14 protein-coding genes are annotated in these 13,414 nt (G+C 41.5%); all 14 read right to left on the bottom strand.

Translation table 11 applies throughout. The features are described from left to right. Window positions 1-9: 9 nt before the first annotated feature. Window positions 10-903 (bottom strand): polysaccharide deacetylase family protein, encoded by an 894-nt coding sequence (locus NST24_RS08290; protein ID WP_234717186.1) that lies wholly within the window; start codon window positions 901-903, stop codon window positions 10-12. Between the two features lie 185 nt (window positions 904-1,088). Further along, window positions 1,089-3,206, bottom strand: a complete 2,118-nt coding sequence (gene pnp, locus NST24_RS08285; RefSeq protein ID WP_041090492.1) for a polyribonucleotide nucleotidyltransferase — start codon at window positions 3,204-3,206, stop codon at window positions 1,089-1,091. Between the two features lie 183 nt (window positions 3,207-3,389). After that, a complete protein-coding gene (gene rpsO / locus NST24_RS08280) occupies window positions 3,390-3,659 on the bottom strand; it encodes a 30S ribosomal protein S15 (RefSeq protein WP_008354438.1) in 270 nt (89 codons plus the stop codon). A 155-nt stretch (window positions 3,660-3,814) separates the two neighbouring features. Continuing rightward, window positions 3,815-4,765, bottom strand: coding sequence for a bifunctional riboflavin kinase/FAD synthetase (gene ribF, locus NST24_RS08275; RefSeq protein WP_342462520.1), 951 nt, complete (start codon window positions 4,763-4,765; stop codon window positions 3,815-3,817). A gap of 18 nt (window positions 4,766-4,783) precedes the next feature. Continuing rightward, window positions 4,784-5,713: a tRNA pseudouridine(55) synthase TruB gene (truB, locus tag NST24_RS08270; protein ID WP_110487240.1), complete on the bottom strand. Its 930-nt coding sequence runs from the start codon at window positions 5,711-5,713 to the stop codon at window positions 4,784-4,786. Between the two features lie 68 nt (window positions 5,714-5,781). After that, window positions 5,782-6,132 carry a 30S ribosome-binding factor RbfA gene (gene rbfA, locus NST24_RS08265; RefSeq protein WP_007499525.1) on the bottom strand — a complete coding sequence of 117 codons (351 nt, stop codon included), beginning with the start codon at window positions 6,130-6,132 and terminating at the stop codon, window positions 5,782-5,784. 17 nt (window positions 6,133-6,149) lie between these two features. Next, window positions 6,150-6,428 (bottom strand): DUF503 domain-containing protein, encoded by a 279-nt coding sequence (locus NST24_RS08260; protein ID WP_017359071.1) that lies wholly within the window; start codon window positions 6,426-6,428, stop codon window positions 6,150-6,152. Beyond that, complete coding sequence (gene infB, locus NST24_RS08255) at window positions 6,425-8,545, bottom strand: translation initiation factor IF-2 (protein WP_007499526.1); 2,121 nt, start codon at window positions 8,543-8,545, stop codon at window positions 6,425-6,427. The genes NST24_RS08260 and infB overlap by 4 nt, the downstream gene beginning before the upstream one ends. A gap of 19 nt (window positions 8,546-8,564) precedes the next feature. Continuing rightward, complete coding sequence (locus NST24_RS08250; protein ID WP_007499528.1) at window positions 8,565-8,867, bottom strand: YlxQ family RNA-binding protein; 303 nt, start codon at window positions 8,865-8,867, stop codon at window positions 8,565-8,567. Beyond that, window positions 8,860-9,144, bottom strand: a complete 285-nt coding sequence (locus tag NST24_RS08245) for a YlxR family protein (RefSeq protein WP_008344742.1) — start codon at window positions 9,142-9,144, stop codon at window positions 8,860-8,862. Before NST24_RS08245 ends, NST24_RS08250 begins: the two co-directional genes overlap by 8 nt. A gap of 15 nt (window positions 9,145-9,159) precedes the next feature. Continuing rightward, window positions 9,160-10,275 carry a transcription termination factor NusA gene (gene nusA / locus NST24_RS08240; RefSeq protein ID WP_007499530.1) on the bottom strand — a complete coding sequence of 372 codons (1,116 nt, stop codon included), beginning with the start codon at window positions 10,273-10,275 and terminating at the stop codon, window positions 9,160-9,162. 32 nt (window positions 10,276-10,307) lie between these two features. Next, window positions 10,308-10,781 (bottom strand): ribosome maturation factor RimP, encoded by a 474-nt coding sequence (gene rimP / locus NST24_RS08235; RefSeq protein ID WP_008344744.1) that lies wholly within the window; start codon window positions 10,779-10,781, stop codon window positions 10,308-10,310. A gap of 241 nt (window positions 10,782-11,022) precedes the next feature. After that, on the bottom strand, window positions 11,023-12,153 hold the full coding sequence (locus NST24_RS08230) for a glycoside hydrolase (RefSeq protein ID WP_342462519.1): 1,131 nt from the start codon (window positions 12,151-12,153) through the stop codon (window positions 11,023-11,025). A 23-nt stretch (window positions 12,154-12,176) separates the two neighbouring features. Then, entirely contained in the window at window positions 12,177-13,403 is a 1,227-nt protein-coding gene (locus NST24_RS08225; protein WP_342462518.1) for an endo-1,4-beta-xylanase, read from the bottom strand. Between the last annotated feature and the right edge of the window lie 11 nt (window positions 13,404-13,414).

Raw genomic sequence — 13,414 nt, 5'->3', positions numbered from 1 at the left:
CAGATCGCATCACGGATGTCTTTTTTCACTTAGGAGGTCAGAAACCGTTCCTAATTCATATCCTCTTTCTTTGATTTGAATGATAAGTGCGTCAAGACTTCTCGCTGTTGCGTCTGTTGGATGCATTAATATCATCGCCCCATTGTGAATTTTCCCAAGCACTCGTTTTTGTAATACAGCTGGTGATGGTTTTTGCCAGTCGATCGTGTCTACTGTCCACATAATGGTTTCCATTCCTTCTTGTTTCGCAAGCTTTACTGTTTCTTCTTTAAAGCTGCCACTTGGAGGCGCAAACCATATCGGTTTTTTCCCAAGGGATTCTTCAATTTGGCGATTTGTTTTAATCATCTGCTCTAATGCTCGTTCTCTTGTCAGTGTGCGCATATCCGGGTGATTGTATGAATGATTTCCAATTTCATGACCATCTGCCACGATTTTTTTAGCAAGGTCTGGACTGTTTTTCACCCATTTGCCTTCTAAGAAAAAGGTTGCCTTCACTTGATGCTTTTCTAGTGTATTCAACATCTTTGTTAAATGCTCGTCGCCCCAAGCTACATTGATCAGGAATGCATTCATCTTTTTGTCCGGATGTCCCTTATAGATAGGTTCAGCACCAAGTTCATGTAAATGGACAGATGGTTTTGTTTCTTTAAAAACAAGCAGCTTTTCATCGAAAGAGCCCTGTTTTTTCATTTTTTCGTAAGAAGCATCGATATCGACTGTCTGTCCGTTTAAACCAGGCATCTTTTTCCACACTTTATCAATCTTAGCATTTTGCGGCTTCTCTTCATAGTCAGAAGACTTCGATTCGATCTCTTGATACAGAATATCTTTTGAAACAGATGCTACCTCGGCGTGCTCTTTCATTGAATTCATATATGTAACAGCAGCCGGCTGCTTCATCGTTTGATATGACACGAGCAGTAAAAATACAAACACAAAGAATGGTATCGTTTTTTTCAATGGTTGTCCCTCCCCTTTACCACAAATTATGATAGGGAGAAACAAGCTAGAACTATTGTTACGCGCAAGAAAAGAAAGAAGCCTGGCACGGATACCTGGCTTCTAACACATTTTATTTGTTCTCATTAAGACTGCTTTTCTTCTTTTTCCTTTTCTTCACGTAAAACAGCTTTACGAGAAAGGTTCACACGGCCTTGTTTATCGATCTCAGTGACTTTGACGAGTAGCTCGTCACCAATCTTCACGACATCTTCTACTTTGCCAACACGTTCAAGTGCAAGCTCAGAAATATGAACAAGTCCATCTTTGCCGCTGAAGATTTCAAGGAAGGCACCGAATTTTTCAATTCGTTTCACTTTACCTAGGTAAAGTTGGCCAACTTCAACTTCTCTGACAAGATCTTCAATGATTTTCTTCGCTTTTTGGTTCATGTCTTCTTCAGTAGAAGAGATAAAGATTGTACCGTCTTGTTCAATATCAATTTTCACACCGGTATCTTCAATGATTTTATTGATTTGTTTACCGCTTGGTCCAATGACATCGCGAATTTTATCTGGATTGATTGTCATCGTTAAGATTTTTGGTGCATAACGTGACAATTCTCCTCTAGAAGCTGGAATCGTTGACAGCATGCTATCTAAAATTTCCATTCTTCCTTTTTTCGCTTGTTGAAGTGCTTCTTCTAAAATGTCTTTTGATAGACCATCGATTTTGATGTCCATTTGAAGCGCTGTTACACCTTTAGATGTACCTGCTACTTTAAAGTCCATATCTCCAAGTGCATCTTCCATTCCTTGAATGTCTGTCAGCACTGTGTAGTATTCACCAGATTTAACAAGTCCCATTGCAATCCCTGCAACTGGTGCTTTAATTGGAACACCTGCATCCATCATCGCAAGTGTGCTCGCACAAATACTTGCTTGTGAAGTAGAACCGTTTGATTCTAACACCTCAGACACAAGACGAACCGTATAAGGGAAATCTTTTTCAGATGGAATGACTGGCTCTAATGCTCGTTCGCCTAGCGCACCATGTCCAATCTCACGACGGCCTGGACCACGCATTGGGCCGGTCTCACCAACACTGAATTGCGGGAAGTTATAATGGTGCATGAATCGCTTAGACTCTTCAACACCAAGACCATCAAGAATCTGTACATCACCAAGTGCACCTAATGTACAAATACTGAGTGCCTGTGTTTGGCCTCTTGTAAACAATCCTGAACCGTGCGTTCTTGGAAGAAGTCCTACTTCTGAAGAAAGTGGACGGATTTGATCGACGCCGCGTCCATCTGGACGTACTTTCTCTTCAGTAATAAGGCGGCGAACTTCGTTTTTCACAAGCTTATTTAAGACATCCTTCGCTTGTTTAATCGTTGCTTCGTCACGCTCTTCTTCTTCAAATTTTTGAACAACAGCTTTTTTCACAGCACTGATGGCATCTTCACGAGCATGCTTCTCATGTACTTGAATCGCTTTCAGTAAATCCGCTTCAGCAAGTTGTTTTACTTCCTCTGCTAATGTTTGATCGACTTCATATAAAGGAATATCGATTTTTTCTTTACCGACAGCTTTCACAATTTCTTCTTGGAATTCGATTAAGCGTTTGATCTCTTGATGGCCGTACATGATGGCTTCAAGCATTGTTTCTTCTGGTACTTCATCAGCACCAGCCTCTACCATGTTGATTGCATCTTTTGTTCCAGCTACAACAAGGTTGATATCGCTTTGTTCAAGCTGCTCAACATTTGGGTTGATGATGAGTTTTCCATCTACTCGTCCTACTGTCACGCCAGCGATTGGTCCCTCAAATGGAATGTCAGACACACATAAAGCTAAAGATGAGCCAAACATTGCAGCCATTTCAGATGAACAATCTTGATCCACACTCATGACAATACTAATGACTTGTACTTCATTTCTAAATCCGTCTGCAAATAGTGGACGGATCGGTCTGTCAATTAAGCGGCTCGCAAGGATTGCTTTTTCACTTGGGCGGCCTTCTCTTTTAATGAAACCACCAGGAATTTTACCAACTGCATATAATCTTTCTTCGTAGTTTACAGTGAGCGGGAAAAAATCAAGTGGTTTTGGTTCTTTAGAAGCTGTTGCTGAGCTAAGCACAGCCGTATCTCCGTAGCGTACGAGAACCGCTCCGTTTGCTTGCTTTGCAAGCTGGCCAGTTTCAACTGTCAGTTGACGTCCAGCCCAGTCTATGGTGAAGACTTGTTTCTCTTGTCCCATTCTGAGATAAACTCCTCTCTTGTCGTAAAGTTTTTAGGTTATTTCTTATTATGAACAAAATGATTTTCACATATCAATGTGAAAGCTGTATGTAGAAGGGTTTTTGCCATTCTTTCAACATTTTAACCATAAAATATTAGTGATTATACGATAAAAAAGCGGGAATCCTCCCGCTTTTTACGATTATCGACGTAAGCCTAGTTTGTTAATTAACTCACGGTAACGAGTTACGTCTTTATTACGTAGATACGTAAGAAGATTACGACGTCTACCTACCATTTTCAAAAGACCGCGACGTGAGTGGTGATCTTTCTTATGAGTACGTAAATGCTCGTTCAAGTTGTTAATTGATTCTGTTAGGACAGCGATCTGAACTTCTGGAGATCCAGTATCAGATTCGTGTGTTTTGAACTCATTAATTAATTGAGTTTTACGCTCTTGAGTAATAGCCATCCTGTTTCACCTCCAAATCATGTTAGCCCCATCTACCTCGCAACCGTCGGTGAAGTCGGCCTGCCAAGTAAGTGGTTTTAAAGCTACAGGAATTATCATACTAAAAATATGCCGATTTTGCAAATGATAGAGCGGTTTTTCTGCGATTTTTTTGTTTAATGAAGATGATCTTGAAAAAACTGAATCGCTTCTTCTTTATCTTGACTAATTTGAGCCGTTAATTCTTGGATACCGTTAAATTTTTGTTCACTGCGAATCCGTTTGTACCACTGTAATTTAATCGGTTCACCATAAATTTCTTCGTTAAAATCAAAAAGGTTCACTTCAATCGCAGGCTGATCAGGACGTTTTTCGTAAAATGTTGGTTTGTAGCCAACGTTACAAACACCGTCATACACCTTGCCTTTCACTTGTGCTCTCACTGCATATACGCCTGTTGGCGGGATGATGTATTCAGCAGATAAACCAACATTGGCGGTTGGAAAGCCAATCGTGCGTCCTCGTTTATCTCCATGAATCACAATGCCGCGCAGCTGATACGGTTTCCCTAAAAGCTCACTCACATATTCAACGTCTCCATTTTTCAATGCGGAACGTATAAGGGTCGAGCTGACTTTCCGGTCTTGGTTGGAAAGCTTAGGTACAATGGTCGCAGCAATCCGCCCTTTCCCGTATTCGTCAAACGTTTCCATTGTGCCTGCACCAAACCGGCCGAAGGTAAAATCGAAACCAGCGACTGCATGCTCCACATTCAGTTCGTCCAAATATTGATCGACAAACTCTTGAGGAGACAGTGCTGCAAAGCTTTCGCTGAATTGCACAATGTATAAGTAGTCAGCACCTAATTGTTCGATAAAATCAATCTTATCCTCAAGCGGTGTAATTAAGTCTTTTGGTTCACGTGCTTTTTGCAGAACATGTGATGGATGCGGATGAAAAGTCATGACAGCTAGAGCTAAACCCTCTTTTTCGGCAATGTTTTTCGCTGCATCAATCACTTTTTGGTGTCCGAGGTGAACACCGTCAAAATACCCTAAAGCCATCACAGACGGGACTTGATCCTTTTGATTCAATGTATGTGGGTGTGAAATATGTATAGTCTTCACGAGATGGTCACCTTTTCTTTAAGATTGCTTGTCCTGTGATAAAATCTTCGCCGGCTTCATCAGGTTCTGTTTGGTCGGGTGCTTCATATAAATCGCCATACAACGGCCTGAAGGAGCAAAGACAGCGACACGATCTTCCTCTGCAAAATGAGCAAATTCATCAGGCATAGGTAGGACTGCACCGTTTTCCACTTTACTTGCTAATGTATCATTTATCTCCCATTTCGGCAAATGATTGAGCGCACGCTCGATCGGCACAAGATGTTCCTCAACCGTTCCTTCCTCGCTGATCTCCCGCAACTCATCAAGAGTGATACATTCATCTAACGTAAAGTCACCAGATCCTATGCGAATGAGGTGAGACATGTGGGCTGGAAACCCAAGTTTTTTTCCAATATCGACGGCTAACGTTCTCACATATGTGCCTTTTGAACACAGGACGGTGAATCTAAAGGATACCTTTCCATTTTCAAATGTGACAGGTGTTGTCCGCTCGATGCGGTGAATGGTAATTTCACGGCTTGGACGTTCAATTTCAATGCCTTGCCTTGCATATTCATAGAGCTTTTTTCCGCCAATTTTGACAGCAGAAAACATGGGGGGGATCTGTTCAATGGTTCCTTCAAATTGTGTCAACGCAGCATCAATGTCATCTTCTGACATCGGTACCGGCACCTTTTTTTCTTCTACTACTTCACCTGTTTGGTCTTCTGTCGTTGTAGAAAATCCAATGGTGATTTCCGCATCATACGTTTTCGATTTATCTGTTAAGTACTCCACAATTTTTGTCGCTCGTCCAATACAAATAGGCAGAACACCTGAAACCTCTGGATCGAGTGTCCCTGTATGTCCCACTTTTTTTGTGTGTAAAATCTTTCTCACTTTAAACACACAGTCGTGAGAGGTCATGCCTCTTTCTTTATGTAATAAAAGAACACCGTTTTGCACCTGCGTTCTCTCCTTTCATAAACGATGAAAAAGGACAGACGATCATCGCCTATCCTTATTTCAACGTCTTATTCGTGATCTTTTGTGTTTAGTTCAGCAATCAGGCTTTCAATTCGGTTACCGTAATCTACAGACTCATCGAATTCAAAGTGAAGCTCTGGTGTTTTGCGAAGTCTGATTCGATTGCCAATTTCAGAGCGGATATACCCTTTCGCCTTTGCAAGGCCTTTTAAGGTTTCCTCTCTTTTCTTCTCGTCGCCAAGAACAGAAATGTAGACTTTGGCAATTTGCAAATCACCGGATACTTCGACATCCGTTACAGTCAAAAAGCCGATTCTTGGATCTTTTAGCTTTCTGCCTAGGATGTCGCCCAATTCTTTTTTCATTTGCTCACCCACACGGGTTGCTCTCATACTCATGATCTTATCACCTCTAGTTAAAACCATTCAGTTTTCGTGATCGTTCGTTCAATTTCAGGAAAAGAATCAATAAAGCTTAACACACGCTGAAGTTCCTTTTCCACTTGAACCCGGGAGGAGGAAATGACGGCGATTCCGATCGAAGTACGCTGCCATGTATCCTGATAATCCATTTCAGCAATGGTCACATTGAATTTATGGCGTGTTCTTGTCATGATACGCTGCAGAACCGCACGTTTTTCCTTCAGTGAGGATGCATCATAGATCATACACTCACACTCGGTATAACCGATCATTTTCTTTCGATTTCTTGCATAACGAATGATTCCATGACATCACCTTCACGGATATCATTGTATTTCTTAATGGTAATACCACATTCATAGCCTTGTGAAACTTCTTTCACATCGTCTTTGAATCGTTTTAATACGTCGACTTCACCTTCAAAGATGACGACGCCATCACGAATTAAGCGGATACCACTGTCTCTAGTAATGGTACCTTCAGTGACATAGCCACCAGCAATTGTACCGATTTTTGATACTTTGAACGTTTGACGAACTTCAACTTGACCGATGACTTTTTCTTCATATTCAGGGTCAAGCATCCCTTTCATCGCAGCTTCAATTTCATCGATGACTTTGTAGATGATGCGGTGTAAGCGGATATCTACGTTTTCTGTTTCAGCTGTGCTCTTCGCATTGCCATCAGGACGTACGTTAAATCCGATCACAATCGCATTAGAAGCACTTGCTAAAATGATATCAGATTCTGTAATCGCTCCAACACCCGTATGGATGATTTTCACTTTGACGCCTTCTACTTCAATTTTTTGAAGAGCTGCCGTCAGTGCTTCAGCAGAACCTTGTACGTCTGCTTTTACGATTAAGTTGATATCTTTCACATCACCTTGTTTGATTTGCTCAAATAGGTCATCGAGAGATAATTTCGCTTTGTCTGAACGCTGTTCATCAAGTTGTTTAGACGCACGCGCCTCACCGACTTGACGAGCTGTTTTTTCATCTTTGAATACGAGGAACTGATCCCCTGCATGTGGTACATCATTTAAACCAGTGATTTCAACAGGTGTAGATGGTCCTGCTGTTTTCACGCGGCGTCCGATGTCATTGACCATTGCACGTACACGCCCAAATGTATTTCCGACAACGATTGGGTCACCTACTTGAAGTGTACCAGTTTGAACGAGAAGGGTTGCAACAGAACCTCTTCCTTTATCAAGCTCAGCCTCGATGACAGTCCCTTTTGCCGCACGATTTGGGTTGGCTTTTAGTTCTGCAACTTCGCTGACAAGAAGGATCATTTCGATCAATTCGTCAATGCCTTCACCTGTTTTTGCAGATAAAGGAACGAAAATGGTTTCGCCGCCCCAAGCCTCAGGTACAAGACCATGCTCAGTTAATTCCTGCATCACGCGGTCAGGGTTCGCTGTTGGTTTGTCAATTTTATTGACAGCCACAATGATTGGCACCTCTGCCGCTTTTGCGTGGTTGATTGCTTCAATCGTTTGCGGCATGACACCGTCATCTGCTGCAACGACCAAGATCGTCGTATCTGTTACTTCAGCACCACGTGCTCGCATCGTAGTGAAAGCTGCGTGTCCTGGTGTATCAAGGAACGTGATTTTCTTGCCGTTTTCTTCAATTTGGTATGCACCAATATGCTGCGTAATTCCACCCGCTTCGCCTTCAACAACTTTCGTTTTACGAATGCTGTCAAGAAGCGTTGTTTTTCCGTGGTCAACGTGTCCCATGATCGTTACTACTGGAGGGCGTACTTGCATATCTTCTTCTTTATCTTCAACTTCATACTTTTCAAGTTCAGTTTCTTCTAAAATGATCACTTCTTCTACTGGAACACCATATTCAGAAGCAATTAATTCAACTGTATCTTTGTCGAGCTCTTGGTTGATCGTAGCCATGACACCAAGCATCATCAGTTTTTTGATGATTTCAGCAGTTTCTTTGCCAAGCTCGTCAGCAAGCTGGCCGACTGTCATTGAATTTGTAAATTCAATTTTTTCAGGAAGCTCTTTTTTCGGCTTCACAGGTCTTGCTTGCTGATGCTGCGCCTTGTTGTTGCCGCCACGTTTATTTTTGTTTTTGTTTTGGTTGTTGTTTTTTTTGTTTTTATTAAATTGATTATTCTGCACGTCATTCTTCTTTCTATCATTGTTTTTGTTAGATGATTGTTTTTTTTGTTCTGCGGGTTTCTCGTTAGCTGTCTCTTTTGCTTTGGCTTTTTTATAGATAGCGTCTAGCTTTTTCACAGTATCGTCTTCAAGCGTCGCCATGTGGTTGTTCACTTCCACGTTCATATCCTTAAGCGCTGCTATAATATCTTTACTTGAAACATCTATGGCTTTTGCGTATTCATATACTCTCACTTTAGCCATTCGTTCACCCCCAAATAAATTAATCGAGCAAGCTTATGAGCTTCTTAGCGAAGCCTTGGTCAGTGACAGCGACAACTACGCGAGCTTCCTTCCCAATAGAACGTCCGAGAACGGAACGGTCTTCAACTTTTCTAACCGGAACATTGTAAAATTTGCATTTGTCAGATACCTTTTTCTCTGTGTTGGATGAGGCATCTGCTGCAAGAAGAACCAGCTTAGCACGCGCATGTCTAATTTCTTTGATCACCAGATCTTCTCCTGACACGACTTTACGAGCTCGATTTGCTAGACCAAGCAAAGGATACCATTCAGATTCAGTCATTAGGTTTTTTCACCTTTTCAGCTAGTTCTAGTAATTCTTCAAAAATGTGTTCGTCAATCTGTGTCTGAAATTGCTGCTGTAAACTACGTTTGTTCTTCGCCGCAAGAATGGTTTCTTTATCGAGAGAAAGGTAAGCGCCGCGCCCGTTCATTTTTCCGGTTGCGTCAACAGACACTTCACCTTCTTTTGAACGAACAACGCGAATCAGTTCTTTCTTTGGTTTCATTTCTCCCGTCACGACGCATTTTCTAAGCGGGATTTTTTTTCGGCTTTTCACCTTTTATATCACCTCTTATTCGTCAGATTCCTCAGCTACTGGTTCAGCCTCTAAGAAAAGAGATTCAGAGTCTTCAGTTCTTGGGAAAATACCGAGTTCTCTTGCATCTGTTTCGCTTTTAATGTCAATCTTCCAGCTCGTTAATTTCGCTGCAAGACGCGCATTTTGACCTCTTTTGCCAATGGCTAATGACAGCTGATAATCAGGGACAATGACAGTTGTCGCCTTATCTTCTTCATTTACAATGACATCAAGAACTTTTGATGGACTTAACGCATTGGCAACAAATTCAACCGGGTCATTAGACCAATGAACAATGTCAATTTTTTCGCCTTTCAGCTCATTGACAATTGCTTGTACACGCTGACCTTTAGGTCCAACACAAGAACCAACTGGATCAACATCAGGATCATCTGTACGAACAGATATTTTAGAACGGTCCCCAGCTTCTCTAGCGACAGATTTAAGCTCTACAGTACCATCATAAATTTCTGGCACTTCGATTTCAAATAAACGCTTTAAAAGACCTGGGTGTGTTCTTGATACATAAATTTGTGGTCCTTTTGTTGTTTTTTCTACTTTCGTAATAAACACTTTAATGCGGTCATGTGGTTTGTAGTCCTCATTTGGCATTTGTTCATTGACCGGAAGAAGGGCTTCGATTTTGCCAAGTGACACGTAAATGAATTTACTGTCAATTCGCTGAACGATTCCCGTCATGATGTCTTCCTCACGATCGATAAACTCAGTGTAAATCACACCTCGCTCTGCTTCTCTCACTCGCTGCGTCACGACTTGTTTCGCTGTCTGAGCTGCAATGCGTCCGAAATCTTTTGGTGTGACTTCAATTTCAACCACGTCACCAACCATGTAATTTGGGTTGATATTTGCTGCATCATCTACAGAGATTTCAAGGCGAGAATCATACACTTCATCTACAACATCTTTTCTTGCGAATACGCGAATCGTTCCCGTTTCACGGTTTAAATCAACACGCACATTTTGTGCTTGGTTAAAATTACGCTTGTATGCAGAAATGAGTGCAGCTTCTATCGCTTCAATAATAATTTCTTTACTAATGCCCTTCTCTTTCTCAAGAACAGTCAGGGCATCTAACAACTCACTACTCATTTTTATGGTTCCCCCTTATATCAATGAAAAGGTTAATTGAACGAAACTGCTAATCTTGCGTTAGCAATTTTTTCGTATGGAATATTGATCTCTTTCTTTCTTGTCTTGATCTTCACTGTCACTGTTGCAATCTCACCATCAAAGCTTGTAAGCTCACCTTCAAATGCCTTTTCACCATCAATTGGTTCGTATGTTTTCATGAAAACATTTTTTCCAAGTGCTTTTTCAAAATCAGCTTTTTTCTTTAATGGGCGCTCCGCTCCAGGAGAGGACACTTCAAGAAAGTAGTTTTGGCTAATTGGATCTGCCTCATCAAGCTTTTCGCTCAAGGCTTCGCTCACTTTGGCACACTCCTCGATATCGACGCCTTTGTCAGAGTCAATAAATACGCGAAGGAACCAGTTTTGACCCTCTTTGACAAATTCAACATCAACGAGTTCAAGCTGTAAGCCATCTAAAATTGGCTGTACCATGTCGCTTACGATGTCCACTACTTTTTTGCTCATTCTCTTCCTCCTTGTGCTTTCGATAAACGCTCTTATCAATCATTCTGCATAAAAACCCTGCTTTATTGTGAGCAGGGGGAGCAGAAAACGGATGAATAATGTCGAGACAAAAATTGCCTGTTCAATACAAAAGAGCGGGTTTCCCCACTCTTGTCTCGGTAATCGTTAGCATTTCCATAAAAACTATACCATATCCAATTTTTTTATGCAAATGAAGTTCCTTATAAACAGGCATTCTTCATCAGTTCTTTTCATTCATTCTTTTGGCGTGTTCACGAATGATTCCTGCCTCCCGGCTCTCCTTTAAAACTCGAAACCCGTCATAATCCGGGTAGAGGGAATCATCGTCTTGAATGCTTGTTAAAATCCAAAATTGGCTACCTGCGCCTCCGAGCTGTTCAACTGTTTTCAGCCAGCTATCATATACATCAGGACGGGCTGCTTGATTTTGATAGCCAAACTCTTCTAATACAACAGGTTTGCCAATTGCGTTTCCTCGGGTGATATGATCTTTTATCCATTTCACTCCCCATGCAGCAGACTGATTCCAGTGATCCGGGTATAAATGATAGGTTCCATAATCAATATGAGGGAGAGCAGTCAAACGATCCCAATCAACACCTTCTCCCCCATTGTAAAACCAATCGTCATGACCTGTCATGCGAAAGAACCCTTCGTCTCCTACTGCAACAAGGTGATTCGAGTCAATTGATTTGATCCATGCACTCATTTCATCTGCCCAGTTTACTAGTATATCTCCCGAAGGGTCTGACTGAGCGCGCGGCTCATTGGCGAGCTCCCATGTCATAATAGCAGGATCATCTTTATATTGAACACCTGAGTACGTATTGGTTCTCTCTAATACATAGCGCACATAGTTTTTGTAAGCTGTTTTAATCCGAGAATCTGTATAAAAGTGATCATGTGATCCTGCCTGAAACCACTTCACATATTGATTCATCCCGCCAAAGTCATCCCAATTGTTCACGAGTGGGATGACCAGCTTGATTCCTTCCTGCCCTGCTTTATAAATCGCATAGTCTAGTTTTTGAAAACCGGATTCTTCATAAACACCTGGACGAGATTGTAAGACTGAGTTTTCTTGAGGGGTACCATCGTGAAATCCCCAAATACGAATAACCTTTAAATCCATTGCCTTCATATCGTCAAAAACAGCATCTACCATCTTTTTTGATTTGTAATGGAAATAATAATTATTTGTGCCAGCAAAGTAAAATGGGTGGTTGTTCAATACAAAATGTGTACCAGATGTTTGCACATAGGAGGAGGCCTTTACAGTCAGAGTGAACCAACCCGCCCATAAAGTGATCAGCAGCATAAAACAAGCCACTCGTTGAACCCATTTTTTCATTCCATTCTCCTCCTCACAATCTCTTATTCTACTGGTACGATGATATCTAGTTGAAGCGGTGTTTGTTTAGTTGAATCAAGTTCCATCGTCTGCTGCTGCAACATTTTACTTTCTTCACCAATTCGAACCTCATACGTCCCGTGAAACGCTGGACATGTCACTTGGCCATTCGCATCTGTTTTTTCCACTCTTTGTGTCGTCCACTCCTGTAGTAGCTTTTCATAACGCCTGCCTGCTTCATTTAACGACCAATCATGATTCACGATGGCTGCGTGCTCACCTCTCCAATGAGCACCCGCCCAAAATCCCCACATCAGCACACCTTTTACGGCTGGATGACTAAAGGCAACCCGATATAAAGCTTCTAAGTTATCCGCTCGTCTATTGGCATCCGGATGAACAGAGTCATACTCTGTCACCCATATCGGTAGACCAAGCTCAGCAAGCACATCTAGTCTTTGTTTTACAACGACTGGATCCACTCGATCTTCAAAATGACCTTGAACTCCAATGGCCTCAACTGGTGCCCCCAACTGACGAAGTTCATTGATATGTGCTTTATATGCGTGATGTTCGCCGTATGAGATTACATTATAATCATTGACAAACAGCAAGGCTTGAGGATCAATTTTTTTCGTTTCTTCATACATCCATTTCCAAATCTGTTTCCCAAACCGGTCTTTAAAAAATGAACCATGCATCATTTCGTTGTTTACATCCCAATGACGGAATTTCCCTTTGAAATGATTCCCTGCATGCTCAAGCCGCCTTTTCATGGCTTCATATACTTCGTGATTCGGTAACGACTTCAGCCAGTTTGGATTGGCATCCTCTACCTCCCAAAATAAGGCGTGCCCCCTCACTGGAATTTGGTGTCTATTGGCAAAATTCAGCATGGCATCTGCTTTTTCGTAGGTTATTTTCCCTCTTTCGGGCTCATTTGCATACCATTTTGCCTCATTTTCAAACACAGCCCAATTAAAATGTTGAACAAAAAAATCAGCATACGTTTGATTGAATAGTACTTGGTCATTCATTGCTGAACCAAATGCAAATTCATGTCTGATTTGTTTTATTTCCACCTCTATTCCGGCAACTGGCTTTTGTTCCTTATTGATGACGTTTATGACAAGCTCTCTTTGTCTATGTTGTAAGATTCGATTATTTGCTTCTTTTCTCCAGCTTTGATTTTCTTGTTCCTGTGATCCGCCATTCGATGAATGATTCATAAATTCTTTCTTATTAACCATGATGACATCAC

Source organism: Bacillus sp. FSL R5-0286, from assembly GCF_038593245.1.
In the GTDB taxonomy this organism is placed as follows: domain Bacteria; phylum Bacillota; class Bacilli; order Bacillales; family Bacillaceae; genus Bacillus; species Bacillus altitudinis.
Note: the sequence above shows the minus strand (reverse complement) of the source record. Positions and strands in the feature narration are given on the sequence as shown.